Annotated in this window: 24 protein-coding genes; 13 read left to right on the forward strand and 11 right to left on the reverse strand. The window is 69.0% G+C overall.

Annotated features, from left to right (window positions below; genetic code table 11):
* The first annotated feature begins 12 nt into the window (after positions 1 to 12).
* Positions 13 to 2,541, forward strand: coding sequence for a preprotein translocase subunit SecA (secA, locus tag DSX2_RS10295; protein WP_020880969.1), 2,529 nt, complete (start codon positions 13 to 15; stop codon positions 2,539 to 2,541).
* Positions 2,542 to 2,625: 84 nt separating this feature from the next.
* Here the strand turns inward: secA and DSX2_RS10300 are convergent, their stop codons facing one another.
* The 7 genes from DSX2_RS10300 to DSX2_RS10330 all read right to left on the reverse strand — a co-directional run bounded on the left by DSX2_RS10300 (position 2,626) and on the right by DSX2_RS10330 (position 9,457).
* A complete protein-coding gene (locus DSX2_RS10300; protein ID WP_020880970.1) occupies positions 2,626 to 3,594 on the reverse strand; it encodes a 2-hydroxyacid dehydrogenase in 969 nt (322 codons plus the stop codon).
* A gap of 189 nt (positions 3,595 to 3,783) precedes the next feature.
* Positions 3,784 to 5,178 (reverse strand): adenosylmethionine--8-amino-7-oxononanoate transaminase, encoded by a 1,395-nt coding sequence (bioA, locus tag DSX2_RS10305; RefSeq protein ID WP_020880971.1) that lies wholly within the window; start codon positions 5,176 to 5,178, stop codon positions 3,784 to 3,786.
* Positions 5,175 to 5,828 carry a dethiobiotin synthase gene (gene bioD, locus DSX2_RS10310; protein WP_020880972.1) on the reverse strand — a complete coding sequence of 218 codons (654 nt, stop codon included), beginning with the start codon at positions 5,826 to 5,828 and terminating at the stop codon, positions 5,175 to 5,177. Before bioD ends, bioA begins: the two co-directional genes overlap by 4 nt.
* A complete protein-coding gene (locus DSX2_RS10315) occupies positions 5,825 to 6,649 on the reverse strand; it encodes a methyltransferase domain-containing protein (protein ID WP_020880973.1) in 825 nt (274 codons plus the stop codon). The genes bioD and DSX2_RS10315 overlap by 4 nt, the downstream gene beginning before the upstream one ends.
* Positions 6,646 to 7,317: an alpha/beta fold hydrolase gene (locus DSX2_RS10320; RefSeq protein WP_020880974.1), complete on the reverse strand. Its 672-nt coding sequence runs from the start codon at positions 7,315 to 7,317 to the stop codon at positions 6,646 to 6,648. The genes DSX2_RS10315 and DSX2_RS10320 overlap by 4 nt, the downstream gene beginning before the upstream one ends.
* Complete coding sequence (locus DSX2_RS10325) at positions 7,314 to 8,492, reverse strand: 8-amino-7-oxononanoate synthase (RefSeq protein WP_020880975.1); 1,179 nt, start codon at positions 8,490 to 8,492, stop codon at positions 7,314 to 7,316. The genes DSX2_RS10320 and DSX2_RS10325 overlap by 4 nt, the downstream gene beginning before the upstream one ends.
* A 134-nt stretch (positions 8,493 to 8,626) precedes the next feature.
* Positions 8,627 to 9,457 (reverse strand): TatD family hydrolase, encoded by an 831-nt coding sequence (locus tag DSX2_RS10330; RefSeq protein ID WP_020880976.1) that lies wholly within the window; start codon positions 9,455 to 9,457, stop codon positions 8,627 to 8,629.
* A gap of 368 nt (positions 9,458 to 9,825) precedes the next feature.
* Here DSX2_RS10330 and DSX2_RS10335 point away from each other — a divergent pair, with 368 nt between their 5' ends.
* Positions 9,826 to 10,338 (forward strand): response regulator, encoded by a 513-nt coding sequence (locus DSX2_RS10335; RefSeq protein WP_020880977.1) that lies wholly within the window; start codon positions 9,826 to 9,828, stop codon positions 10,336 to 10,338.
* 60 nt (positions 10,339 to 10,398) lie between these two features.
* On the opposite strand, the gene DSX2_RS10340 is transcribed toward DSX2_RS10335, so the two are convergent.
* Together DSX2_RS10340 and DSX2_RS10345 are read right to left on the reverse strand one after the other, a co-directional pair.
* The gene (locus DSX2_RS10340; protein ID WP_020880978.1) at positions 10,399 to 11,403 is read right to left on the reverse strand and encodes a glycosyl transferase group 1; all 1,005 of its coding nucleotides are present in this window, start codon (positions 11,401 to 11,403) and stop codon (positions 10,399 to 10,401) included.
* A 5-nt stretch (positions 11,404 to 11,408) separates the two neighbouring features.
* Complete coding sequence (locus DSX2_RS10345; RefSeq protein ID WP_236615104.1) at positions 11,409 to 12,287, reverse strand: DUF3431 domain-containing protein; 879 nt, start codon at positions 12,285 to 12,287, stop codon at positions 11,409 to 11,411.
* A 181-nt stretch (positions 12,288 to 12,468) separates the two neighbouring features.
* Here DSX2_RS10345 and DSX2_RS10350 point away from each other — a divergent pair, with 181 nt between their 5' ends.
* The 11 genes from DSX2_RS10350 to fliW all read left to right on the forward strand — a co-directional run bounded on the left by DSX2_RS10350 (position 12,469) and on the right by fliW (position 23,194).
* Positions 12,469 to 13,296 (forward strand): flagellar hook-basal body protein, encoded by an 828-nt coding sequence (locus tag DSX2_RS10350; protein WP_020880980.1) that lies wholly within the window; start codon positions 12,469 to 12,471, stop codon positions 13,294 to 13,296.
* A 25-nt stretch (positions 13,297 to 13,321) separates the two neighbouring features.
* Entirely contained in the window at positions 13,322 to 14,104 is a 783-nt protein-coding gene (gene flgG / locus DSX2_RS10355; RefSeq protein ID WP_020880981.1) for a flagellar basal-body rod protein FlgG, read from the forward strand.
* Positions 14,105 to 14,110: 6 nt separating this feature from the next.
* Positions 14,111 to 15,178: a flagellar basal body P-ring formation chaperone FlgA gene (gene flgA / locus DSX2_RS10360; RefSeq protein ID WP_020880982.1), complete on the forward strand. Its 1,068-nt coding sequence runs from the start codon at positions 14,111 to 14,113 to the stop codon at positions 15,176 to 15,178.
* Positions 15,179 to 15,192: 14 nt separating this feature from the next.
* Positions 15,193 to 15,900, forward strand: a complete 708-nt coding sequence (locus DSX2_RS10365; protein WP_020880983.1) for a flagellar basal body L-ring protein FlgH — start codon at positions 15,193 to 15,195, stop codon at positions 15,898 to 15,900.
* A 96-nt stretch (positions 15,901 to 15,996) separates the two neighbouring features.
* A complete protein-coding gene (locus DSX2_RS10370; protein WP_152512916.1) occupies positions 15,997 to 17,064 on the forward strand; it encodes a flagellar basal body P-ring protein FlgI in 1,068 nt (355 codons plus the stop codon).
* A 1-nt stretch (position 17,065) separates the two neighbouring features.
* On the forward strand, positions 17,066 to 17,968 hold the full coding sequence (locus DSX2_RS18705; protein WP_020880985.1) for a rod-binding protein: 903 nt from the start codon (positions 17,066 to 17,068) through the stop codon (positions 17,966 to 17,968).
* 18 nt (positions 17,969 to 17,986) lie between these two features.
* Complete coding sequence (locus DSX2_RS10380) at positions 17,987 to 18,466, forward strand: flagellar protein FlgN (protein ID WP_020880986.1); 480 nt, start codon at positions 17,987 to 17,989, stop codon at positions 18,464 to 18,466.
* Complete coding sequence (gene flgK, locus DSX2_RS10385; RefSeq protein ID WP_020880987.1) at positions 18,467 to 20,587, forward strand: flagellar hook-associated protein FlgK; 2,121 nt, start codon at positions 18,467 to 18,469, stop codon at positions 20,585 to 20,587. It abuts the gene before it with no gap.
* A gap of 14 nt (positions 20,588 to 20,601) precedes the next feature.
* Complete coding sequence (flgL, locus tag DSX2_RS10390) at positions 20,602 to 22,161, forward strand: flagellar hook-associated protein FlgL (protein WP_020880988.1); 1,560 nt, start codon at positions 20,602 to 20,604, stop codon at positions 22,159 to 22,161.
* A gap of 317 nt (positions 22,162 to 22,478) precedes the next feature.
* Positions 22,479 to 22,712 (forward strand): carbon storage regulator CsrA, encoded by a 234-nt coding sequence (gene csrA / locus DSX2_RS10395; protein ID WP_035041805.1) that lies wholly within the window; start codon positions 22,479 to 22,481, stop codon positions 22,710 to 22,712.
* Positions 22,694 to 23,194 carry a flagellar assembly protein FliW gene (gene fliW / locus DSX2_RS10400; RefSeq protein ID WP_020880990.1) on the forward strand — a complete coding sequence of 167 codons (501 nt, stop codon included), beginning with the start codon at positions 22,694 to 22,696 and terminating at the stop codon, positions 23,192 to 23,194. Before csrA ends, fliW begins: the two co-directional genes overlap by 19 nt.
* A 66-nt stretch (positions 23,195 to 23,260) precedes the next feature.
* Here fliW and DSX2_RS10405 read toward each other — a convergent pair whose 3' ends face one another.
* Together DSX2_RS10405 and DSX2_RS10410 are read right to left on the reverse strand one after the other, a co-directional pair.
* Entirely contained in the window at positions 23,261 to 24,355 is a 1,095-nt protein-coding gene (locus tag DSX2_RS10405; protein ID WP_020880991.1) for a WD40 repeat domain-containing protein, read from the reverse strand.
* A gap of 226 nt (positions 24,356 to 24,581) precedes the next feature.
* Positions 24,582 to 25,550, reverse strand: coding sequence for a GTP-binding protein (locus tag DSX2_RS10410; RefSeq protein ID WP_020880992.1), 969 nt, complete (start codon positions 25,548 to 25,550; stop codon positions 24,582 to 24,584).
* Between the last annotated feature and the right edge of the window lie 274 nt (positions 25,551 to 25,824).

A 25,824-nucleotide genomic window follows, 5' to 3' on the forward strand; every position in this document is an offset into this window, starting at 1 on the left:
CCGGAGTAAGGAATGTTCACCTACGTCGCCAAGAAGGTTTTCGGATCCGCCGCCGACCGCTACGTGAAGCGCGTTCGGCCCCAGGTCCAGCGCATCGCCTCCCTCGAGGACAAGTACACGGCCCTCGCGGACGAGGACTTCAAGCCCCTCGTCCAGTCCTGGAAGCAGGAGGTTGCGAACGGAAAAAGCCTCGACGACCTCCTTCCCGACGTTTTCGCCTGCGTGCGCGAGGTCGGGCGCCGCGTCCTGGAGATGCGCCACTTCGACGTGCAGCTCATCGGCGGCATGGTCCTGCACCAGGGCAAGATCGCCGAGATGAAGACCGGTGAAGGCAAGACCCTGGTGGCCACCCTGCCCGTGGTGCTGAACGCGCTCACGGGCAAGGGCGTGCACGTGGTCACGGTCAACGACTACCTGGCGCGGCGCGACTGCGAGTGGATGAGCGGCATCTACAACTTCCTCGGGCTCTCCACGGGCACCATCCTGCACGGCCTGACCCCGGACGAGCGCCGCGCGGCCTACGGCGCGGACATCACCTACGGCACGAACAACGAGTTCGGCTTCGACTACCTGCGCGACAACATGGCCTTCTCCCCGGACCAGCTGGTGCAGCGCGGCCACTCCTTCGCCATCGTGGACGAGGTGGACTCCATCCTCATCGACGAGGCGCGCACGCCGCTCATCATCTCCGGCCCCTCGGAGCAGTCCACGGACCTCTACGTGCGCGTGGACGCCGTGGTGCCCAGGCTCAAGAAGGAGGAGGACTTCACGGTCGACGAGAAGGCCCGCTCCGCCTCCCTGACCGACGAGGGCGTGGCCCGCGTGGAGAAGATCCTCGGCGTGGACAACCTCTTCGACCCGGCCAACATCACCGTGCAGCACCACGTGCTGCAGTCGCTGAAGGCCCACGCCATCTTCCAGCGCGACGTGGACTACATCGTCAAGGACGGCGAGGTCCTCATCGTCGACGAGTTCACCGGCCGCCTGATGCCGGGCCGCCGCTACTCCGACGGTCTGCACCAGGCACTCGAGGCCAAGGAGAAGGTGGAGGTCAAGGCCGAGAACCAGACGCTGGCCTCCATCACCTTCCAGAACTATTTCCGCATGTACGACAAGCTCTCGGGCATGACCGGCACCGCGGACACCGAGGCCGTGGAGTTCAAGGAGATCTACAACCTCGAGGTCATGGTCATCCCCACGCACCGGCCCATGGTCCGCAAGGACCACGCCGACGTCATCTACCGCACGCAGCAGGAGAAGTACCACGCCATCGCGGACGAGATCAGCGAGCTGCACCGGAAGGGGCAGCCGGTGCTCGTGGGCACGGTCTCCATCGAGAAGTCCGAGCTCGTCTCCGCGCTGCTCGACAAGCGCAAGGTCCCGCACAAGGTCCTGAACGCCAAGCTGCACGAACAGGAGGCCGAGATCGTGGCCGAGGCGGGCCAGCCCGGCAAGGTGACCATCGCCACGAACATGGCGGGCCGCGGCACGGACATCAAGCTCGGCGAGGGTGTGGTGGACCTGGGCGGCCTCTTCATCCTGGGCACGGAGCGCCACGAGTCGCGGCGCATCGACAACCAGTTGCGCGGCCGTTCCGGCCGCCAGGGCGATCCTGGCGCCTCGCGCTTCTACCTGGCCCTGGACGACGAGCTCATGCGCCTGTTCGGCTCGGAGCGCATCTCCGGGCTCATGGAGAAGCTGGGCATGAAGGAGGGCGAGGCCATCGAGAACAAGATGGTCTCGAAAGCCATCGAGAACGCCCAGAAGCGCGTCGAGGCGCACAACTTCGACATCCGCAAGAACCTCCTCGAATACGACGACGTCATGAACCAGCAGCGCGAGGTCATCTACACCCAGCGCCGCGAGATCATGACCAACGCCGACCTCCCGGCCCTGATCGACGCCTTCGCCGAGGACCTGGTGGACGACATCCTCGCCCCGGCCCAGCTGCGCGACGGCGCGGCCGACGAGGAGACCGTGTCCTCGGTGCGCGCGCGCCTGGACGAGGTCTTCGACATGCGCCGCTTCCCCGAGTTCCAGCAGGGCGGTCTGCCCACGGCCGAGCGGTGCCTGGAATGGGTCGGCTCCATCATCACCTCGCTCAAGGAGCAGGTGCCCGACCACTTCGACGAGATCGTCCGCTACTTCCTGCTCGAGTCGCTCGACCGCAACTGGAAGGAGCACCTCCTGAACATGGACCACCTGCGCGACGGCATAGGACTTCGCGGCTACGGCCAGAAGGACCCCAAGCAGGAGTACAAGCGCGAGGGCTTCGACCTCTTCCAGGAGATGCTCTACCGCATCAAGGAGAACACCCTCTTCGCCCTCATGCGCCTGCGCATCAAGAGCGAGCAGGTGCGCGAGGAGGATTTCCAGCACGAGGAGCAGAAGAACCTGAGCTACGGCGGTGCGGGCGAAGGCGAGGGCGGCAAGCCCGCCAAGAAGCCGGTCAAGCGCAGCCAGCCCAAGGTCGGCCGCAACGATCCCTGCCCCTGCGGCTCGGGCCAGAAGTACAAGAAGTGCTGCGGCCGGGGAAAGTAGCCGCGCACGCGCCGAGAGAGAAAACAGAGAGGGGAGGTCCTGGCGGGCCTCCCCTTTTTTTGCGTCCTCTCGCCGCGCGGGCCTCTAAGGCTTCGGCAGGCGCAGGGTGTCCGGGGCGTTGGCCAGGAACTTCGGCCGTTTGCCCTGCCGGTAGCGCTCCATGTTGGCGACGAAGGCGCGCGAGATGCCGTCGTAGGAGGCGTCCGTGACGCCCGCGACGTGCGGCGTGGCGATGACGTTCTCGGCGAAGAGGGGGTGGTTCGGGTCCACGGGCTCCTGCCAGAAGACGTCGAGCCCGGCCCCGGCCACGCGGCCCTCGCGCAGGGCGTCGAGCAGGGCGTCCTGGTCGAGCAGGCCGCCGCGCGCCACGTTGATCAGGAACGCCCCCGGCTTCATGCGCGCGATGATCTCGCGGCCGAAGAGGTGATGCCGCTTCGGCGTATAGTTGATGCACAGGATGACGTAGTCCGCCTCGGACACGGCCTCGCCCAGGTCGGCAAGCTGCCGGACCGTCTCGATGTCCGCGCCGGACACGCTGCGCCCCTTGCGGTCGTCCACGGCCGTGATCGTCATCTCGAAGGCCGAGAGCCGCTTGGCCAGCTCGCGGCCCAGGCCCCCGAGCCCCACGACGCAGGCGGTCCTGCCGATGAGCGCCTGGCCCGTGGGTGCGCCGAAGCGGCCGGAGGCGAAGTTCCTCGCCGCCGCGCCGAGGTTTCGCGAGAGCATGATCATCAGCATCAGCGCGTGCTCGGCCACGGAGCCCGCGTTGCCCGACTCGGCGCTCGGCACGCGGGCGACCATCACGCCGTGGCGCGTGGCCGCCTCCATGTCCACCACCTCGAGCCCCACGCCGAACTGGTGGATGAGGCCGAAGCGGCCGCTCGCGATGATCTCCTCGCTGATCGGCGTGATCAGGGGCACGAGCACGTCGGCCTCGGGCGCGAGGCGCGCCACGTCCTCAGGCCCGCAGAACTCGATGCGGTCCTCGGGCAGGAGCCCCGGGATGCGTTCGTGGGCCGCGGGGAAGCTTTTGCTGCAGAAGAGTATGTTCATTCGTCCGCCTGGAGCCCGCGCGTCCCGGCCGCGCGGGAGGGAATTTTCCGGGCGCCGCGGCCGCACGGCCGGGCCGGGACGGCGCCCTCCCGCGAGTGTAGCGGATCGCAGCCGCAAAGGCCACGCGTGCGCTCCGGAATGCGCGGTACCCGTGGTTTCCGGGGCGATCGCCCCCTTTCGGCGGGCAGACTAGGCCAGGCGACCGGCCGCCAGGTCTCGGACCACGTCCTCCATGGCGTCGTAGGCCCGGTGCAGCTCGTCGTCCGTGACGCAGTAAGGCGGCAGGAGGTAGAGCACGTTGCCGAGCGGGCGCAGGAGCAGGCCGCGCGCGAGCAGGGCCTTCTTCATGAGCGGACCGGCGGGCGCCGCGTAGTCGGCCGCCTCGGCGCCGGGCCGGGTCACGTCCACGGCCGCGATGGTGCCGCACAGGCGGGGGCGGATGACGCCGGGGAGTGCCGCGAGGCGGGGCAGCCGCTCGCGGTGCACGGCCTCGATCCCCGTGATGCGCGCGCGGCATTCGGGCGCTTCGAGGAGGTCCATGGAGGCCAGTCCCGCGGCGCAGCCGAGCGGGTTGGCCGTGTAGGAGTGGCCGTGCAGGAAGGCCGTGGCCACGTCCGGGCCGAGGAAGGCCTCGTAGATGCGCTCGCTCGCCACGGTCACGGAGAGCGGCAGGAACCCGGCCGTGATGCCCTTGGAGAGGCAGATGACGTCCGGGGTGACGCCCGCCTTCTGGCAGGCGAAGTTCGCGCCCGTGCGGCCGAAGCCGGTCATGACCTCGTCGAAGACGAGCAGGGCGTCCGCCGCGCGCACGCGCTCGGCAAGCCCGGCCAGGAACGAGGGGCGGCACATGCGCATGCCGCCCGCGCCCTGCACCAGCGGCTCGATGACCACGGCCGCCACCTTGCCCCTGTTCCTTTCGAGAATCCGTTCCAGCGCGGCCAGGGCCTCGGCCTCCCTGGATTCAGCATCCGGATCGCCGTCCCATGTGGCCGGGACGGGGGCCACCTCGACCGGGAAGAGCATGCGCTCCCAGGCCGCGAAGAAGCCCGAGGCCCGGCCAGCGGACATGGCGCCCACCGTGTCGCCGTGGTAGCCGCCCTCGAAGCCGACGTAGACGGTCTTCTCCTTCCCCTGGTTGCGCCAGAACTGGTGCGCCATCTTGAGCGCCACCTCCACGGCCGTGGAGCCGTTGTCCGAGTAGAAGACCCGGGAGAGCCCGGCGGGCAGCATGGCGGCCAGGCGCGCGGCCAGGCGCACGCCCGGCGCGTGGGAGAAGTCCGCGAAGATGGCGTGCTCCAGGCGGCCTGCCTGCTCCGCGATGGCCCGGGCCACGGCCGGGTGGCAGTGGCCGTGCAGGTTGACCCACCACGAGGAGACGAGGTCGAGGAGCTCGCGGCCGTCCGCGGTGTACAGGCGCGCGCCCTTGCCCGAGACGATGGGCACGGGCGTCGGCGCGGTGGCGGCCTGGGTGAAGGGATGCCAGACGTGACGGGCGTCGAGCTCGGCGAGGCGCGCCCGGTCGGCGGCCTCTGTCGGAACGGGAGGAAAGGGGGAAAGGGGCGCTTCGGAAGGCTGGGAGCTCATTGCAGGACCTCGGTTTCGGGAATGGCGAAGGCGGGGCGGGGCAGGGCGGCGATGCCCTCGGCCGAGACGGTGCGAAGGCGCGGCAGTTCGGCCAGCACGGCGGTCCTGCCGTAGTGGGCCACGGCGGCGGCGTTGGCCTGGTTGGGCTCGCCGTTCATGATCACGCCGAGCACGCGAAGTCCGCGTGCGCGCAGCGCCTCCAGGGTCAGCAGGGTGTGGTTGATGGTGCCGAGCCCGCTGCGCGCCACCACGATCACGGGCAGGCCGAGCGCGGCCATGAGGTCCGTGGTCAGGGCCTTCTCGTTCAGCGGCACCAGCGCGCCGCCCGCGCCCTCCACGATGAGCGCGGCGCCGGGCCGGCGCGGGCGCGGCAGGCGGATGGCCGAAAGCTCGATGCGCCTGCCCTCGCGCTCTGCCGCCTCGTGCGGGGAGAGGGGGGCGGGAAAATGGCAGGCCGAGGGGTGCGTCACGGTCCCGGGCGCGAGCCGCGCCACCTCGGGGGCGTCCACGGCGTAGCCGGAATCCGGGGCCGTGCCGGTCTGCACCGGCTTCCAGTACTCGGCCGCAAAGCCCAGCGCCAGCCAGGCGCAGGCAAAGGTCTTGCCCACGTCGGTGTCCGTGCCGGTCACGAACGCGCCGCGAATCTTCATTCTTCTCCGTCCTCCAGGCGCGTGTGGCGCTCCTTGCGCCACACGGCGTAGAGCACGTCGTAGGTCGCGGTGCACGGCGCGCCGAGGGTGCACAGCGCCTTTCGCAGGCTGCCCGGCGCCAGGGGCACGTGGCCCTCCCGGGGCACGGCGGCGCCTATGGCCTTGAGCGAGCGCGCGAAGGAGAGGCCGTCCGCGTGCTCGACGGCGAAGACCTCCCGCTCCACCCGGCCCGTGCCGCCGTCCGGCAGCAGTCCGGCCAGGGTCTCGGCGTCCGGATAGTCCGGCACGCCGCAGCTAAGGCCGAGCCCGGCGCAGGCCTGCCGCCATTCGCGAAAGCTTTCGCCGCCGAGGAGCGACACGGCCAGCGTGCCGCCGGGCGCGAGGCAGCGGGCCAGGGCCGCGAGCCCGGCGGAGAGGTCCGAGAACCACTGCACCGCCAGGCTGGCCGCGATCAGGTCGCAGCTTGCAGGCGCCGCGTCCGGCCGCTCGCCGTCCATGAGCCGCCAGGTGACGTCGGGACCGGAAATGCCCGCGCGCGCCGCATCCAGCATGCCGGGCGAGATGTCCGTGGCCAGCACCCGGGCCCCGGGCAGAGCGTCCAGGATGCGGCGCGTGAGGAGCCCCGTGCCGCAGCCGACCTCGAGCACGCGGGGCTCGGCTGGCAGGGGAAGGGCCGCGATGCGCGCGCAGAGTCCGGCGGCCGCGCGGCGCTGGGCCTCGGCCGCGCGCTCGTAGCCCACGGCCGCGGCGGAAAAGGACGCGGCGACCCGCATCTTGCGGGCCCGGGCATCGGCGGGACGGGGAAAGAGCGGGGAGGTCACGACGCAATCCGCTCCAGGAACGCGCGCAGGCGTTCGACCGTCAGGGAGGTGTGGCTCAGGGGGAGGAGATGGCCGCCCTCGGCCACGATCTCGTGCGTCACGTCGGCTTCGCCGCCCTCGAAGCAGGCCCGGCTCATGGCCTGGGACACGATGGGATCGGCCCCGCCGGACAGGGCCAGCACCGGGCAGGAGAGCGCCGCGAAGGCCGCGCGCTCGTCGCAGGCCGCGAGCCAGGCCAGGGCCGCGTAGAGGGTGCGGGCCTTCAGCCCCGCGAGGAGCCCGTCGAGGTCGGGCCCGGCCACCCCGCAGCGGGTCAGAAAGTCCCGGCTCACGCGTTCCGGCTCCTCCACGAAGCGGTCCAGCATGCGCCGCACCACGCGCGGCGCAACGCCCGCGGGAAAGTCGTCGGCCCTGCAGAAGCTGGTGAAGGCGTTCACGGCCACGAGTCCGGCCCAGGGGCGCGGCACGTTGGCCAGGGCCCAGGCGAGCCCGAGCGAGTGCGCCAGCACCAGCGGCGGTTCGTCTCCGGCCGAGATGGCCTCCATGGGCGTCGGCGGGCCGGAGAAGCCGAGGTCCACCGCCTGCCACGAGATGTCGGGCAGCAGCGCGCGCAGCGGCTCCCAGAACGCCGGGGAGAAGCCCCATCCGTGCACCGCGAGCAGCCTCATGCCGCGCCCTCCCGGAGTTTCGCCACGGCGGCCGTCAGCACGTCGAGGTCCGCATCGGAGTGCGCGGCCGAGAGTGCGAAGCGGATGCGCGCCGTGCCTGCGGGCACCGTGGGCGGCCGGATGGCCACCCCGAGCACGCCCGCCTCTTCGAGCCTGCGCGCGGCGGCAAGCGCCCGCTCCTCTTCGCCGAGCATCAGGGGAATTATCTGCGTGGCCGAGGCGCCGGTGGAGAACCCGAGGGCCGCGAACTCGCGGCGCATCCGCTCGGCGTGGGCGAGCAGCCGCGCCCGCTGCGCATCGAGCGTGGGCGTCAGCTCCACGGCCGCGTCGATGGAGCCGAGCACCGCGGGCGGCAGGGCGGTGGCGTAGATGAGGCCGGAGCAGCGGTTGACGAGGTAGTCCTTCATCCGCGCCGAGCAGGCCACGTAGGCCCCGAAGCAGCCGAGCGCCTTGGAGAAGGTGCCCATGGCGATGTCCACGCCGTGGCCCACGGACAGGCCGAAGCCTTGCCTGCCGAGCACGCCCGTGGCGTGCGCCTCGTCGAGGTAGACGTGCGCTTCGTGCGCGCGCGCGAGCTTCATGAGCGCGGCCACGTCCGTCACGTCGCCGTCCATGCTGAAGACGGATTCCGTGACGATGAAGCGCGGCGCGTCCCCGGCCGGGTGCTTTTCCAGAAGCTCGGCGAGGTGCGCGAGATCATTGTGCCGGTAGCGGATCTGCCTGGCCCCGGCCGCGGCGAGCCCGGCGTGCATGCTCGCGTGGGCCAGCCGGTCCGTGAAGACCTGCGGCTGCCCGCCCCAGGCCGTATGGTCGCACAGCGCCGCCAGCACCGAGGCGTTGCACTGCCAGCCGCTGGCGAGGACGAGCGCCGCCTCGCTGCCCTTGGCCGCGGCGATGCGCGCCTCAAGCGCCTCCACGGCCTCGAAGTGGCCCGTGACCAGGCGCGAGGCGCCGCTGCCCGCGCCCAAGCGCTGGGCGAACTCCGCCGCCCGCGCGATGAGCAGGGGATGGCGGGAGAGTCCCAGGTAGTCGTTGGAGGAGAAGTTGATCAGGTCCCGGCCGCCCGCCCGCACCCGGCCCCCTTCGAGGGGAGCCACGGGCCGCAGGCGCCGCCGCCGTCCGGCCGCGTCCAGTCCTGCCAGGAACCGGTCCAGCCTCTCGTCGAGCGTGCGCATGGGCCGGGGTAATAGGACTTTTCTCCGCGCTTGGCAAAGGGCGGGAAGAGCGGAAAAGGGGACGGACGGAAAGGGGAGGGAAGCTGCCGGGACGTCAGGCGGTCATCCGAATCTCCGCCGTCTTCCAGCCGTCATCAGCTCTCCAGCCCGAAGAAGCGCGCCGCGTTCTCGCCGGTCCTGCGCCAGACCTCCTCCACCTCGGTGCCCAGCGCCTCGGCGATGGTCCTGGCGGTGAAGGCCACGAGCGCGGGCTCGTTGCGCGTGCCGCGCCAGGGCTCGGGCGTGAGGTAAGGGCAGTCCGTCTCGATGAGCAGGCGGGAAAGGCCCATGAACTTCACGGCCTCGCGCAGCTCCTCGTTCTTCTTGTAGGAGACGGGGCCGGGGATGGAGACGTGCCAGCCGCGCTCGAGCAGGGCGCGGGCCTGCTCCGTGTCGCCGCCGAAGCAGTGCCAGAGCAGCGGCCTGCCCGCGAAGCCTTCGGCGTCGAGCAGCTCGATGGTCTGGGCGAAGGCGTCCCGGCTGTGGATGACCGGGGGCAGGCCGAGGTCGCGGGCCAGGCCGAGCTGGGCCACGAAGGCCTCCCGCTGCACGGGAAGCGGCATGTCGTCCCAGTAGAGGTCCAGGCCGATCTCGCCCACGGCGCGAAGCCGCGCATCGGCCGCAAAGGCCAGGCGCATGGCCTCGAGGGCCTCGGGCGTGCAGGCGGCCGCCTCGTTGGGATGGATGCCGAGGATGAAGTAGACCTCGGGATGGGCGTCGAAGAGATGACGGCCCGCGGCGTAGGCCTCGGGGCCGAGGAAGACGTTGCCGATGCGGGCCACCCCGGCCGCCCTGGCGCGCGCCAGTACCTCCGGCAGGTCCTCCCCGAAGGTGTCGGCCATGTCCAGGTGGGCGTGGGAATCGACGCCCGCCGGAGGCAGGCCGAGGCTTGCAGGATCGGGACGCGGGGTTTTCTTCTTCGACATGCGGCGGCTCCTTGTGCGGGGCTTTGCGTAGCCCATGGCGGGCGGTGTGGAAAGCCTTTTCTGATCTTCACGCTCATGATCCGAAAGTGACAGAAAATTTAATTCATCGCCGGAACGTCAAGAATGCCACGCAGTCACGGCATGGTGCGGCAGAAAGGCATGTGAAATGATGGGCGAACCAGCTTGCTCTTTGTTCATTTTGGGATATACGAAAGAGCCGTGGAGGGGGCGTTCGGTCGCCGGAGGCATTCGCCGAAGCGGCAGACCGCATCCACAAAGAGGGATCGATGAACGTGCCTCGGCGTGAGCCGGGTCTCGGCACGAAAGGGCTCCTTCGCCATGGCGGAAGGAGAGGGGGATATACGTCAATGAACGGCAGCAACGGAGTCGCGCTGGACGGCCTGCCTCCTCTGGGCAACGCGCAGGCGGGCGCCGGACAGGATTCCCGCGGGCAGACTGCGTCGGTGATGACGGCGGATGCTCCGGCGCCCATCGCCAGCATCCTCGTGGCCGAGGACGACGCGGCCAGCCGCTTCGTCCTCGAGGCCTACCTGCGCCGTCTCGGCTTCCACGTCATGTCCGCCGTCAGCTGGCCCGAGGTGCTGGAGGCCATGGCGCGCGAGCACTTCGACCTCGTGATCCTGGACATCGGCCTGCCCGTGATGGACGGCATGGAGGTTCTCGGCCGCATCCGCGCCGAGAGCTTCTCCCAGCGCGACGTGGCCGTGATCGTCCAGACTGGCTATACGGACTCCGAGGACGTGGACGCCTGCAGGACCCTGGGCTGCGACGACTTCATCGCCAAACCGTATGATCCTGAAGACCTGCTCGGCAAGGTTCTGGTGACGCTCATGGAGCGCGGCTACGCCCTGCAGGCCTAGGTTCGGGCGCTCGGACAGATTGTACGTCTAAAACGTACCGCGAGCGTTCGCGGTTCGCCCTCAGTCGCGCGACATCTCTTCCCACAACGTCAGCACGGCCTCTGACTGCGCCTGTGCGGAGCAGGCCCGGGCAGTCGCCTGTCCGGCCGCCAGGGCCGGTCCCAGGCGGGCGTCGCCCGTTTCCCACCACGCAGCGGCCTGCACGAGGCCGTTGACCGCAGCGGCCACGTCCGCGTCCGCGCACCACAGGCCGTTGCCGCCCCAAGGCACGTCGCGCAGCTCCCACCAGGGGGCGTAGGCGCCTGGAAAGTCGCCTGCCTGGCGCATGTAGTCGTGCCCCCCGAAACCGCCGAATCCCACGCACAGACAGCCGGAGGCCATGGCCTCGAGCGGCGGCAGGGGGCAGCCCTCGGGAAAGCCCGTGGCCAGGAAGACGTGGGCCGAGGAGAGCGCCGCGGCCACCTCGGCCTGGCTCATGTTTTCCACGGCCAGCCAGTGGACCTCGGACAGGCCCGCGCCGCGCCGCCGGGCCGTGAACCCGTCGCGGATCTGCTCGGCCAGGGCCTTGTTCTTGCGCGGCATGAAGGCCACGCGCAGGGGGCCGCCCGGTTTTTTCGCGGGCGCGGCGAAGCGCGCGAGGTCGATGCCGGGCCTGAGCACGGGGCAGTCCCGGCCGATGGTCTCGAGGATGTAGCGGCGCACCGGGTCGGACACGGCCAGGAAGGAGACGGGCAGCCCGCGCCAGTCCGCGCCCTGCGGCAGGGCGGAGAAGAGGTAGGCCCAGTTCTGCACGTAGACCAGGCAGCGCGCCTTGGCCGCGAGGCCCGGCGCCAGGGCGTTGGGCCAGCCCTCGGGCACGAGCCAGCAGTCGCCGGGCGAAAGCGAGAGGGCGTCCCAGGGAACGACCGGCGCCGCGGCGTCCTCCAGATAGGCCTGGCCGCTCTCGCGCGGCACGAGGAATGCCTCGCGGCCTGCACGGGCCAGCACCTCGGCCACGGTGCGCAGCACGGCCACGCCGCCCGTGGCGCGCCTGACCGGGGGCAGGAAGACGAAGGTCCGCATCATCCCTATCATCCCTCCCTTGCCCCGGCGCTTCGGGCCGGGTCACGGCCCAGGCCGCGGGCCGCGGCGGCCTTTTCGGCCGTGTAGCCGTCGCGGGAAAGGGCCGCGTAACCGTTGAAGACGATGTACCACAGCCGTTCCAGGGCGTGGCCGGTGTTGCGCGCGTCGTCGGGGTCGGCCTGGACCATGGCCATGGCCGTCTCGTAGAGGCCGCGCGGCCGGAGCAGGATGCGTTCGCGCGAGACGAGGAGCAGCCCGGCCGGAGCGCGGCAGTGAAAGGTCTCCGGCACCTCGCCGGAGAAGAGCAGGCCGTAGGCCTCGCCGAGCGGGATGTCCCGGCCGTGGCCCGCCCATTTCCCCCGGCCTTCGGGATCGAAGAGGTGGTGCGGCCTGCCCGCGCGGTCGCAGCGGACGGCGTAGTCGGCCAGTCCCTTGAACTTCACCCGTCGGGCGGCCAGCCCGGCCAGCAGATCCGCCATCTCCCGGCCGAGCCCGGCGGGCGCGCGGCCGGTCGATGCGTCCGTCGTCCGACCTCCCATGTGGTCGAAGGGCCAGCCCTGGCAGAAGACGGTGTACTCGGGAAAATCGGGCCAGCGCGCGAGGATGTGGTGCAGGTAGGTGTGCGCCTCGCGGCCGGTGTTGGGGAGGGGGATGCGCGCCGGGCCTGCGGCGCCTCCCGCGGCTGCGCTACCGCCGTTGTCCCCGCCTTTGTCGTAGACGGTGACGGCCGCGCCCGCGGCCGCAAGCGCGGCCGTCCAGGAGACGTCCTCGCGGTAGCGCGCCACCACGATCTCCATTCCCGCGAGCCCTCGGCCCGCAAGGCCGGGGGATGCCGGTTCCCCTCCCGCGTTCTTTGGGGCGGTGCTGTCCGGGAGCTTCGTGCGCATGGCGGTCTTATGGCACGGGAGCGCGGCAGAGGGAAGGGCGGGAGCGGGCTTCTCCGCACCGCGCTTTTCGGCCCTGGAACTGTCGCCCCAGGCATTCCCGGCCGGGTCCATCCGGCCGCCGGTTTCGCGTCCGGACCTTGGCACGTCCCCTGCATACTTGCCGTCCGAGGAGGACCGCTCGATGCAGGACAGCATGTACAGCGCGCTTTTCGGGGCGCTCTCCAACGAGTTCAGGCTCAACCTGATCTCCAACAATCTCGCGAACGTGAACACCACGGGCTACAAGCAGGACAAGGTGAGCTTCAAGGACACCTTCCAGCATTTCGCCCATGACTACATTCTTGACTCCAAGCCCTTTCTGCGCGGCGAGGCCCTGTGGCCCGACCCGGACGTGAAGGCCAAGCCGCGCCTCTCCGAGCAGACCACGGACTTCAGCCAGGGCGGGCTTCACCTGACGGGCAACCCCCTGGATTTCGCCATCCAGGGCGACGGCTTCTTCCGGGTGCAGGACCCGACCTCGGGTGCCACCTTTCTGACGCGCAACGGGAACTTCTCCCTCGACGCCGATGGTCAGATCGTTGACGCCAACGGCAACTACCTGCTCGCGGGCGGCTCGGCCGTGGCCGTGCCCCCGGGCTCGGTGCTCAGCGTGGACAAGGCGGGCAACATCCAGAGCGGCGGGCAGGTCCTCGGCACCATCGACCTGATGTACGTGGAGGACCCGAAGAAGCTGCAGCGCGTGGGCAAGAACCTCTACACCGTGCCGCCGGACGCCGGGGTGGTGCCGCAGGCGCTCCAGCCGGGCATGCCCGTGGCCGACGCAAGCGGCGATTCCCAGACCATCCGTTCGACCATCAACCAGGGATATCTGGAGGCCTCCAATGTGGAGATCGTTCCCGAAATGGTGCGCATGATCGAGGTCAACCGGTCCTTCGAGGCCTACAACAAGATCATGCAGGAGTCGGACTCCATCGACAAGCGCGTGATCTCCACCGTCAGCAAGTCATAGCCAAGGCATTAGGAGGATCTCCGCCATGATGCGTTCCCTCTGGACGGCGGCCACCGGCATGGTGGCCATGCAGACCCAGATAGACACACTCTCGAACAACCTGGCCAACGTGAACACCGTGGGCTTCAAGAAGAGCCGGGCCGAGTTCGAGGACCTCATGTACCAGACCCTGCAGATCGCGGGCACCCTGAACGAAGGCGGCAACCGCATCCCCACGGGCCTGCAGGTGGGCATGGGCGTGCGGCCGGTCACGGTGCACAAGTACTTCAGCGAGGGCAACTTCCAGAACACGGGCAACCCGCTGGACGTGGCCATCGAGGGCGACGGCTTCTTCCTGGTCGACTACAACGGCCAGGACGCCTACACCCGCGCGGGTTCCTTCAAGCTGAACAACGACGGCCAGGTGGTCACGGCCAACGGCTACGCCCTGCAGCCCGCCTTCACCGTGCCCACGGACACGGTCAACGTGGTCATCACGCCCACGGGCCACATCTCGGCCCTGGACAAGTCGGGCAACGAGCTGGCCGGAGCGGACATCCAGATCTACCGCTTCATCAACCCCCCCGGCCTGAACGCCGTGGGCAGCAACCTCTATTTCGAGACCCAGGCCAGCGGCGCGGCCGAGGCGGGCACGCCGGGCGACAACAACTACGGCACCCTGGCCCAGGGCTTCCTGGAAGGCTCCAACGTGGAGCTGGTTGACGAGATGGTCGGCCTGATCGTCGGCCAGCGCGCCTTCGAGATCAACTCCAAGGCCATCACCACGGCGGACGCCATGCTTCAGACCGCCATCCAGGTGAAGAGGTAGCGGATCATGCGTCTTTCGGCAGTCGCAGCCGTCCTGCTGGCGCTCTTCGCGGCGCTCCTGGCCTGGCCCGCGCCGCGCGTCTTCTCGGCCTCTCCGGCCCCCCTGGTGCTGCCCGAGCCTCCGCCGCGCGCGACGCCGCAAGGCCTCATGCCGGCGACGCCTCCCGCGACCACGCCGCAGGGACGTTCCTGGACCATCGTGGTGCGCCCGGCGGCCACGGCGCACGGCCCCAAGGTGCTGGTCGGCGACGTGGCCGACGTCTACGGCGACCTGCCGCAGCAGACCTGGGACAAGATCAAGGCCATGGCGCTCTGCTCGTCTCCGGACAGGGGGCGCCAGGTGGTGCTGAACCCCGACCAGGTGCGCGCCCTGTTCGCCGCCGCGCTCGGCGACGACATGGCCCGCGGCGTGTCCGTGCGCACGAGCCTCGCGGTGCAGCGCGGCGGCTTCGTGGTTTCGGGCGAAGAGCTGCGCAAGCTGGTCGTCGCCTTTTTGACGGAGCGGACGAAGGGCATGGCGGGAGAGGTCAAGGTGCGCGACATCGCGGTGCCCGACGTCCTGTTCCTGCCCGACGACTTCGCGCGCATGGGCGTGGAGCAGCCGCGCCAGATCGCGCCGGGAAAGATATCCCTGCGCCTCGACGCCCTGACCGCGGACAGCCGCGTGCTGCGCTCCGTCGCGGCGGGCGCCTTCCTGGACCAGTGGGTGGCCGTGCCCTGCGCGGCCAGGCCCATCAACACCGGCGACGTCATCACCCCGGACATGGTGGTCAGCGAGCGCAAGAACGCGGCCTACCTGAAGGACGAGCCCGTGCGCGTCAGGCCGGGCATACGCGCCAAGCGGCCCATAGGGCAGGGGCTGGCCATCACCCGCGACGACGTGGCCGAGGTGCCCGACGTGGTCAAGGGTGCGACGGTGCAGCTGCTCTACAGGGGGACCAACGTGCAGCTGAGCATCAATGCCCAGGCCATGGCCGACGGCTCGCTCGGCGAGGTGATCCCGGTCCGCAACTTGCAATCCGGCAGAGAGGTGCGCGCCGTCGTCGAGGGTGAAAACACCGTCGTGGTGCGCTGAGAAAGGAGAATCCAATGCGTAACGTTTGGCCGAGCATCATCCTTACCGCCGCGCTGGCCGCAGGCTGCGCCCCGTCGCGCACGCGGCCCGATCTCATGCCCGTGGTCACGCCGCCTCCGGCCGCCCCGGCGCAGACCCAGGACAATCCCGGCTCCCTGTTCGGGCAGGGCCAGGCGGACAACCTCTTTTCCGACAACCGCGCGCGCCGCGTGGGCGACGTGGTGGCCGTGCTCGTCAACGACGTGAGCAAAGGCGAGCACAAGGCCGACACCACGGCCTCGCGCCAGTCCACCATGAACTTCCAGGTCAACTCCTTCCTGGGCCACAGCAAGCTGCCCTACGGCGTTCCCACGCTCGGCCTGGGCACGCCGGTGAACCCGAGCGTGGCGGCCATCGACACCTCGTCCACCAACGACCACACGGCCACTGGCGACACCAAGCGCGAGTCGCACCTTTCGGCCTCGGTGGCCGCGCGGGTGGTCCAGGTGCTGCCCAACGGCCTGATGCAGATCGAGGGCGCGCGCGAGCTGCGCATCAACGACGAGACGCAGATCCTGGTGGTCAAGGGGCTGGTCCGGCCGCAGGACATCGATGCGGACAACTCCATCGGCACGGACAAGCTGGCCGACGCGACCATCGAGTACTACGGCGAGGGCGTGCTGGCGGACAAGCAGAAGCCCGGCTGGCTGGCCCGCATCCTGGACAACGTCTGGCCCTTCTAAGCTGAGCACAGAGTCTACCGAGAGGAACGGATCATGCGCATTCTTCGGGGATGGACCGCACACCGCGCCGCAAGGGCGCTCGCCCTGGCGGGCCTCATGGCCTGCACGCTCCTGGCCGCGCAACCGGCAGGCGCGGTCCGCATCAAGGACATCGCCACCTTCAAGGGCGTGCGTTCCAACCAGCTCGTGGGTTACGGTCTGGTCGTGGGCCTCGGCGGCACGGGCGACCAGCGCGGCAGCGATTTCACCATCCAGTCCCTGGTCAACATGCTGGACAAGATGGGCGTGCGCGTGAACCGCGCCGACATCAAGCCCAAGAACGTGGCCGCGGTCATGGTCACGGCCAACATGATGGTCTCCGCCACCCCGGGCTCGAAGATGGACGTCACGGTCTCGAGCATCGGCGACGCCAAGAACCTGCTCGGGGGCCAGCTCCTGCTCACGCCGCTCAAGGGCATAGACGGCAACGTCTACGCCACGGCCCAGGGCGCTCTGACGCTCGGCGGCTTCCTGGTGCAGGGCACGGCGGCCCAGGCGCAGAAGAACACCACCACCGTGGCCATCATCCCGAACGGCGCCACGGTGGAACGCGGCGTGCCCTTCAATTTCAACGACATGCAGAACATGACCCTGAACCTGTCCGTGGCGGACTTCTCCACCACCATGCAGGCGGTCAAGGCCATCAACCGCGAGATGGGCGGCGACTTCGCCAAGGCCCGCGACATCTCGACCATCGACATCGCCGTGCCGCAGAAGTTCCAGGGCAACCTGGTGCCGCTCATGGCCTCGCTCGAGAACATCGAGATCGAGCCCCAGACCCGCGCCCGGGTGGTCGTGGACGAGAAGACCGGCACCGTGGTCCTGGGCCAGGACGTGCGCCTGGGCAAGGTGGCCGTGGCCCACGGCAACCTGCAGATCGTGGTCTCCAACTCGGCGCAGGTCAGCCAGCCGCCCGCCTTCAGCGGCGGTCAGACCGTGGCCGTGCCGCAGACGACCATCGGCGTGACCCAGCAGAACAAGCGGCTCATGCTCATGGAGGGCGCCACCCTGCGCGAGCTGGTGGACGGCCTGAACGCCATCGGCGCCTCGCCGCAGGACCTCATTTCCATCCTGCGCGCGCTGAAGGCGGCGGGCGCCCTGATGGCAGACGTGGAGGTGATCTAGCATGGCCGGCGATCCGACCACCGGAATCGGCGGGCTGCCCGACGCGGGCAGCGCCGAGATGGCGCGCCAGAAGGTGCGTCTGGACGAGCTCAAGCACCGCGTCGAGGGCGGCAAGTCCTCGGAGAAGGACCTGCGCAAGGTCTGCTCCGACTTCGAGGCCATCTTCATGCAGAAGATGTGGGAGCAGATGCAGCACTCCATACCCAAGGAGGGCTACCTGCACAGCCGCTACGAAGACCAGTACATGTCCATGTTCAGCCAGGAGCTCTCCAAGAAGTTCGCCAACGCAGGCGGCATAGGGCTCGCGGACATGATGTACAAGCAGCTCTCCGCCGAGCTCAAGTCGAAGCAGAATCCGGCACAGCACGTCCCGGTGCGCCCGCTCGACGCGCACGACGAGCTTCCCGGCCAGCCGGGCGTCTCCGGCGGGCACGCCGCGGCCCCGGCCCCCCAGGCTCCTCAGGCTCCCCACGAGGCGCAGGCCGCCCCCGCCCCCCACGCCGCGCAGACGGCCCGGGCAGCCCAGGCCGCGCCCCATGCGACCGAGGCTCGGGCCTCCTCCGGGATCATCGACGTGGGCGGGCTTTCCCAGGCCGAGGCCGACCGCCGCGCCGCGGAACTGGCCGCGTCCATCACCGCGAGCCTCGGCGAGCGCCTGGCCGACGCGGCGGGCGAGGCGGGCGGCGCGGTCGCGAACCGCGGCGCGGATCATGACGCGAATACGGGCGCGAATACGGCCGCGAACACGACCGGCACGGACGGCAGGACTCTTGCACAGTCAGGGGACAGAGCCTCCGAGGGGGGAAGAATCGTCCTAGAGGCGAACGCTTCCGGACAGACCCTCTACAGGCCCGGCAGGTCGCGCCGCACGGCCGCCGCAAAGGGCGGAGGCGACGCGGGCTAACAAACCCTGGAGCACGCCATGAGCGAAATGATGCGGGAAAATCTGGACAGGCAGCACAAGGCGATGGTCGTCCTCTACGAGCTGCTGCAGGAAGAATTTTCCCTTCTGCGTGCCGGAAAGCCGCAGGAGGTCACCGGCCTCGAGATGTCCATCCAGGAGCTGATCCGCCAGATCGCCCTGGAGCGCGCCGAGCTCAAGAGCATGGTCCTGGCCCGCGAGGGCACGGTCGTGCGCCTGAACGTCCTGGTGGATTCCATGCCTCCCGAGGAGGGCGAGCCGCTGCGCAAGCTCGTGAACACCATCGACGCCCTGGAGCAGGCCTGCGCCCGGCAGGCGGACAAGAACAGCAACCTCGCCATGGCCCTCTTCGACCAGAGCAAGAGCATGCTCGAGTTCATGCAGAGCCAGATCAAGCCCAAGCGCGTGGACGTCTATGCGCGCAACGGACGTTTCGCCCAGGGCAAGTCCGAGGCGGCCCTCCTGCACGGGAGATACTAGATGTCCGTCAACTCCCTGCTCGGCATCGGCCAGTCCGGGATCTTCGCCTCTCAGTCGTCGATCCAGACGGTCGGCAACAACATCGCCAACGTCGATACGCCGGGCTACCACCGCCGCACGGTGGAGCTCGACGAGGCCATGTCGATCAACGGCAATCCCGGCCAGATCGGCACGGGCGTGCTGGCCACGCAGGTGGTGCGCAGCTTCGACCAGTTCGTCGAGAACACGTACAACACCAAGGCCTCCGACCGCGACCGCTGGAACTCCCTGAACACCGAGCTGAAGGGCCTCGACTCCCTGTTCAACGAGTCCAACCAGGACGGGCTGAACGCGGCCCTGTCCGGATATTTCTCCGCCTGGAACGACCTGGCCGCCGCGCCGGACAGCTATCCCGCGCGCGAGGCCCTGCTCTCCAAGACCCAGGTCCTCACCGGGCTGCTGAACAGCGCGGATGCCCAGATGGCGTCCCTGCAGAAGCAGACCGACAGCTACATCAGCCAGGACGTCACCACGGTCAACGACCTGACCACGTCCATCGCCGCGCTCAACAAGCAGATCAACGAGCAGGACATCCCGGGCGTCAACAACGTCAACGAGCTCTACGACAAGCGCGACTCCCTGGTGCGCCAGCTGGCCGAGAAGATCGACATCACCTACGTGGACAACGGCGGCGGCAACGTCACCATCCTCACGCGGGCGGGACAGCCCCTGGTGGACGGCGCGGAGCGCTACGAGATCAAGTTCGAGGGGCCGAAGAGCTTCAACGACCTGACGCCGGACTCCAACTTCGACGGCAAGATCAATTTCTCCGGCGACGACGACTACGAGTACACCTTCCAGGTGGTGCAGGGCGGCTCCGTGAACAGCGGCGCCTCCGCGGCCATGATGAAGGTCTCGCTGGACGGCGGCAAGACCTGGCTCAAGGACGACGACGGCAACACGCTCCTCGTCCCGGCACGCCCCGACGACGGCAAGATCACCGTCCGCGGCCTCAAGATCTGGTTCGGCACCGCTGACAATTCCCAGGCCACCCCGAGCAACGACATGGAGGTGGGCGACACCTTCACCGTGGTGCCCAAGAAGGGGCTGTACTGGTACCAGAACACCTCGTCCTTCGTGAACATCACGCCGCAGACGAGCTTCACCGGACAGGCGGACGACTCCCGCGTGACCGGCGGCAGCCTCGCGGGCTACTTCAATTTCCGCGACGACTACGTGGGCAACTACCGCGACAAGCTCGACGCCTTCTCCAAGACCCTGGTCTGGGAGACCAACCGCATCCACAGCCAGGGCGCGGGCCTCGATCCCCAGAGCTCGCTCTCCGGCACCTACGGCGTGGACAACGACGCCGTGGCGCTCGGCAGCGGGGCCTCGGGCCTGGCCTTCGCCGACAAGCTCTCCTCGGGCACGTCCATGGTCTACCTCTACGACGCGCAGAGCGGCGCGCTGGTCTCGAGCGCGGCGCTGGACTTCGACCCGTCCACGCCCGGGCAGCAGAACTTCGATCCCGACACGAACACCCTGCAAGACGTCTGCACCGCCCTCAACAACGCCTTCCCCGGCAAGCTCTCGGCGCAGATCGTGAACCACAGGCTGCAGATACACAGCGCCGACGGCTCGAAATTCGAGCTCGGCGAGGACACCACGGGGCTGTGGGCGGCGCTCGGCATCAACACCTTCCTCGACGGCTCGAACGCGGAGGACGTCTCCTTCAACACGAACGTCACCCAGGACTTGGCCCACATCAACGCGGGCCACGTCAACGGCGCCGGCGAGGCCAACACGGGCGACAACACCACGGCCGCGTCCATCGTCGGGCTGGAGACCAAGAACGTCGACATTCTCACGCTGCAGGCGGGCAAGCTCAACGAGACCATGTCGAGCTTCTACAACTCCCTGGTGGCCGAAGTGGGCAGCGACACGGAGCAGGCCAACTTCAACTTCACCTACCAGAAGGCCCTGGCCGACGACCTCGACCGCCGCCAGCAGGAAGCCTCGGGCGTCAACCTGGACCAGGAGCTGAGCGACCTGATCAAGTTCCAGCACTCCTACACGGCCGCGGCCAAGCTGATCACCACCGCGGACCAGATGATCCAGACCCTGCTTGCGATCAAGCAGTAGGGAGGGCAGACACCATGCGCGTCACGCAGCAGATGATGTACGGCAACTTCCTGCTGTACATGAACAACAACCTCTCGGACCTGATGGAGTCCAACCTCCAGTCCTCGAGCCAGAAGCGCATCAACCGGCCCTCGGACGACCCCGTGGGCACGGCGCGCGTGCTGGACCTGCGCACCTCGCTGTCCGGCATCGCCACCTACCAGAAGAACATCGACACGGCCAAGGGCTGGCTGAACCTCGCGGACACCACGCTTCTGCAGGTTTCGGACGTCATCACCCAGGCCAAGGGCATCGCCGAGCAGGCGGCCACCGGCACCCTGAGCAAGGAGAACCGGGAGCAGATCTCGTATCAGGCGCGCCAGCTCTTCGAGCAGCTCGTCTCCCTGGCCAACACGTCCTACGACAACAAGTCCATCTTCGCAGGCCACAAGGTCGACAAGGACGCCTTCGCGGAGCGGCTGTGGGCCACGGCCAGCGACAACTCGCTCGACAACGGAGGCTGGACCATCGAGGGTTCCGCCGACAAGACCGTGCTCGTGCAGTTCACGGACACGGCCGCGGCCAGCGGCGGCAGCGTGAGCAACATCGGCAGCGCCACCCTGGGCTATCGCTACAGCACGGACGGCGGCCAGACCTTCACCTCCGTGAACGGCCCCATCCCGGTCTCGGGCGGCAAGGCGCTCCTGAACCTGGGCGGGGTCAAGATGACGCTCGACGCGGGCACCCAGGTCACGACCACCTCCATCTCCAATCCCAACGACGACCGGGGCACCTGGTTCTGGGTGCGCCCCACGGCCCAGTACATGGGCGACGACAAGGACTCGGCCTCGGTGGACGAGTACGGCACGCAGACCATCGCCGGGCAGGCCACGGGCTCGTTCCCGGGCAACGTCACCGTGCGCATCGATTCGGGCGGCGGCTCGCTGCTCGGCCCGATCCTCTATTCGTACAGCATGGACAACGGCAACACCTGGACCACGGGCAACATCATGGCCTCGGGCGTCTCGTCCAACGCGGCCACGCTCGTGGTGCCGGGAGGCATCCTGACGCTCTCCTCCAACGGCGGCAACACGCTGTTCGCGGGCGACCAGTTCGTCATCCACCCGCGCATGGCGGACATCAAGCTGCGCATCGCGGTGAGCGAGGAGATCAGCATCAACAACGTCGGCAAGGACATCTTCGGCGGCGTGTACCAGGACCCGAACGCCTCGAACGCCTCGCTGGTCTTCGGCAACGATGCGGCCAAGAACCTCTTCGACGTCATGGGGCGGCTGGTCGGCTATCTGGAGACGAACAACCAGACCGGCATCCAGGGCGTGCTCGAGGACCTGGACAAGGCCCACAGCCAGGTGCTGAACCAGGCCGCCAACGTGGCGGGGCGCGAGAACCGGCTGACCGTGGCGGGCAACGTGCTCTCGAGCCTCAAGTTGAACGACAACGAGCGCCTGGGATCGGTCGAGGACATCGACCTGGGCGAGCTTCTGACCAAGATGGCCCAGCAGCAGCTGGCCTACGAGACCGTGCTCAAGAGTTCGAGCATGATCATGAAGATGACGCTCACGAACTATCTCTAGCGTCGCGTTCATGGAAAAAGTCGATATGCCGTACAGGAGCCGTCCGCGACACGTGAACCGGGCGAATGCGCGGTTCCGCCGCCGGCGGCACGGGCAAGCCGAAAACCGCGTTTTCGGCGCGGCGGTCTTCCGCGGAATACGGCTTTGCGTATTCTGCGGACGTCACACGAGGAGCGTTTGCGAGAAGGGCGTTTGGGGCCCCGCGCGCGTCCGCCGGGCATGCCGGGACGATTGCGCTTGACGATCAGGAGGCGCGCGGACAGAATGCGCCTCTGCCGTGCGGGAGTCCGCGCGGGGACGACAACCGGGACCGCGAAATGCTGATATTGACCCGTCGCCCAGGAGAATCCATCCACGTGGGCGACACCATGAAGATTACTGTCCTGTCCGTGAAGGGCAAGCAGATAAAGATCGGGCTGGAAGTCCCGGACGACGTGCCCGTGTACCGCGAGGAGCTTTACGTGAAGGTCAGGGAGCAGAACCGGCTTGCCCTGGAAGCCCTTGAGAACGACCTGATGGCGGCGGCGGAATTATGGCCCGGAAAGAAGTAACCATCCAGACTCGCCTGGGCGAGCGCACGGTGGACCAGTCCCGGATCATCACCTTCCCCAAGGGGCTGATCGGCTTCGAGAACCGGCACGAGTTCGCGCTCCTGCAGATCCGCGACGACTCGCCGTTCATGCTCCTGCAGTGCCTGAAGGACTCCAAGCTCGGGCTCGTGGTCACGGATCCCTTCGCCTTCCTGGAGGACTACGAGATCCAGATCGGCGACGCGGAGCAGAAGATCCTGCGCATCGAGAACATCCGGCAGCTGGCCATACTGGTCACGGTGACCATCCCGCAGGGCAGGCCCGACGCCGCCGCCCTGAACCTCACCGGCCCCATCTGCGTCAACTCCAAGTCGCACATCGGCCTGCAGGTGCCGCAGACCGACCCGCGCTTTCCCACCCACTATTCCCTGTCCCTGAAGCAGGCCGAAGGCCAGAGCGGGGAAAAGACCGGGACGAAGGCCGAAGAGAAGGCCGGGGAGTAGGCCGCAGGCTTTTCGATCAGACCGGCCCCGGTCCGCTTGCGGGCCGGGGCCGTTTCTGTTTCGGGCCTAGGAAGAGGCCAGCCGCACGAGGTCGAGCAGGAAGAGCGCGCCCTCGTCGTTGCCCCCGCACAGATAGCGTCCGTCCGGCGACCAGGCGAGGCAGGAGATGCGCTCGCCGCCCAGGCTGAAGAGCGGCTTGGCCGAGCGGCGCACCGAATCGCCCAGGAAGACCGCTCCGGTGTCGTAGCCCGCGGCCAGCAGCGGCAGGGCCGGGTGCGGCGCCACGATGCGCACGTAGCCGTGCTCGAAGGCGCCGAAGACGATCGGCTCGCCGCGCTTCTCGGGTGGCGCGCCCAGGTCCCACATGACCACGGCCTGCTCGCCGCTGGTCATCAGGAAGCGGCTCTCGCCGTCGAAGGCCAGACTCTCCACCTTGATCGGGTAGCCCTCGAGCACGAAGCCCTCGCTCTCCTGCAGGTCGAGGATGCGCACGGCCTTGTCCGGCGTGGCGGTGGCCGCGAAGCGGCCGTCCGGGGAGACGGTCAGGGCCAGGTGCGCGCCCTCGCCCTCCACCGGCCGTCCGGCAGGGGAGGAGGGCGGGATGTCCCACATGGTCAGCCCGCCGTTGTGCGAGGCGTAGAGGATGCGGCCGCGCGCGCCCGAGGCCAGCCCTGCGGCGTTGGCCGGAAGCGGCCCGAGGACCGTGGGCCCGGCGAAGGGGCACTCGTCGTCCTCCTCATCGGGCTCGAAGAGCAGCACCTCGCGGCCAAGGGTGGCCGCGAAGCGGCCGTTGGCGCAGACGGCCAGATGCTCGATCCATTTGCCCTTGCGCGCGTAGATGTCGCAGCCCTCGCCCGCGCCCTCTCCCGCGGTCCGGGTCAGGACCACGCGGCCGTCGTCGCCGCCGCTCAGGAATCCGGCCTCCATGGTGGCCAGGCTCAGGATCGCGCCCTCGTGGGGCTTGGTGGTCATGGCCGCGCGCGCCTCGCAGTCGAGGAGCAGCAGGCGGCCGTCACCCGTGGAGAAGGCGGCGTGCGTCCGGCCGGATTCGCCGTCGGCCGCGAAGGCGCAGGCCGTGACGTAGGCGTCGGTCTGGGCCAGGGAGAGGCCGGGGACGTTCTCGTCGGCCATCCATTCCATGCTGTCCATGTTCGGGGTCATCCTCATTCTCCTTGGGGAGTCGGGGCGTTCTCTGGAATCGGTCGGAGCGGCCCTGGTGTCGCGTCCATGAAAAAAGTCGATACGCTGCGCAGTGGTCGTACGCGACACATGAACCGGGCGGATGCACGGTTCAGCCGCCCTTGGCGGCGTGAGCAAGCCGAAAACCACGTTTTCGGCGCGGCGATCTCCCGCAAAATACGGCTTTGCGTATTTTGCGGACATCACACTAGGCCCGGCAGGCCTCGAGCCCGGCGCGCAGGGCGGCCTCGTCGAGGCCGCGGCCGATGAACACGGCCCGGGAGATGCGCTCCTCGTCGTCCTTCCAGGGAGCGCCGAAGCCCACCTCGAGCAGCATGTGCACGCCCTGGAAGACCAGGCGCTGGGCGTTGCCCGCGGCGTGCATGATGCCCTTGCAGCGGTAGACGTCCTGTCCCTGCTCGGCCAGGAAGCTTCCCAGGTGCTCGCGCAGCTTCTCCACGTCCACCGGGCCGTCCAGGGTGATGGAGACGCTGGTCACGCCGGATTCGTGGGCGCCCTTGGCCGGGGCGTCGAGCATGGCGGGCGAGAGGAAGAGCAGGCGCGAGAGGTCGAAGGAGCGGCGGCCGAGGATCTCTTCGATGGGCGCGTCGCAGCGCGTGGTGCGCAGGATGCGGGCCTGGGGGTTGAGGGCCCGGATGCGGGCCTCCATGGCGGCGAGGCGGTCCTCGCCGACGAGGTCGGCCTTGTTCAGCAGCAGGAGATCGCCGTAGACGACCTGCTCGACGGCTTCCTTGGCCGCTTCCGTGGCCGAATCGCCGGAAAGGTCGAAGTGCACCGCGTCCACCACCGTGACCACGGAGTCGAGCAGCGTGCCCTGGCGCATGTCGTCGTCCATGAAGAAGGTCTGGATGATGGGCGAGGGATCGGCCAGCCCCGTGGTCTCGAGCAGGATGCCGTCGATGTCGCGCCGCTTGACGAGCGAGGAGAGCACCCGGATGAGGTCGCCGCGCACGGTGCAGCAGACGCATCCGTTGTTCATGTTGTAGATCTCTTCGTCGCTGTCCACGACGAGGTCGCCGTCGATGCCGATCTCGCCGAACTCGTTGACGATCACGGCGAAGCGAAGTCCGTGCTCCTCGGACAGGATGCGGTTCAGCAGGGTGGTCTTGCCCGCCCCGAGGTAGCCTGTCAGAACTGTGACGGGTATCTGTCGCATGAAAGACTCCTTGGCTTCGCGCCGGTTTTGCGGCGCGGAACTGGCCGTGTAGACCAATCGGCCCCGGAAGTGAAGGGACCGGATCGAAGGCCCGGGGAGCGGGCGGATGGAGCAGGGCCGCAGGAGGGAGCAGGGCGCCCCGCCGCCCTGTCCGCGCGCAAAAAAAAGCGGCGGGCGGGAAGTTTCCCCCCCGCCCGTCTTGCGCCGTCCGGCGTGCCGCTTGGCGATTCGTCCCGCCGTCCGGGCGCCTCTTGCGTCCGGCCTGCGCGAATCC

Source organism: Desulfovibrio sp. X2 (genome assembly GCF_000422205.1).
In the GTDB taxonomy this organism is placed as follows: domain Bacteria; phylum Desulfobacterota; class Desulfovibrionia; order Desulfovibrionales; family Desulfovibrionaceae; genus Alkalidesulfovibrio.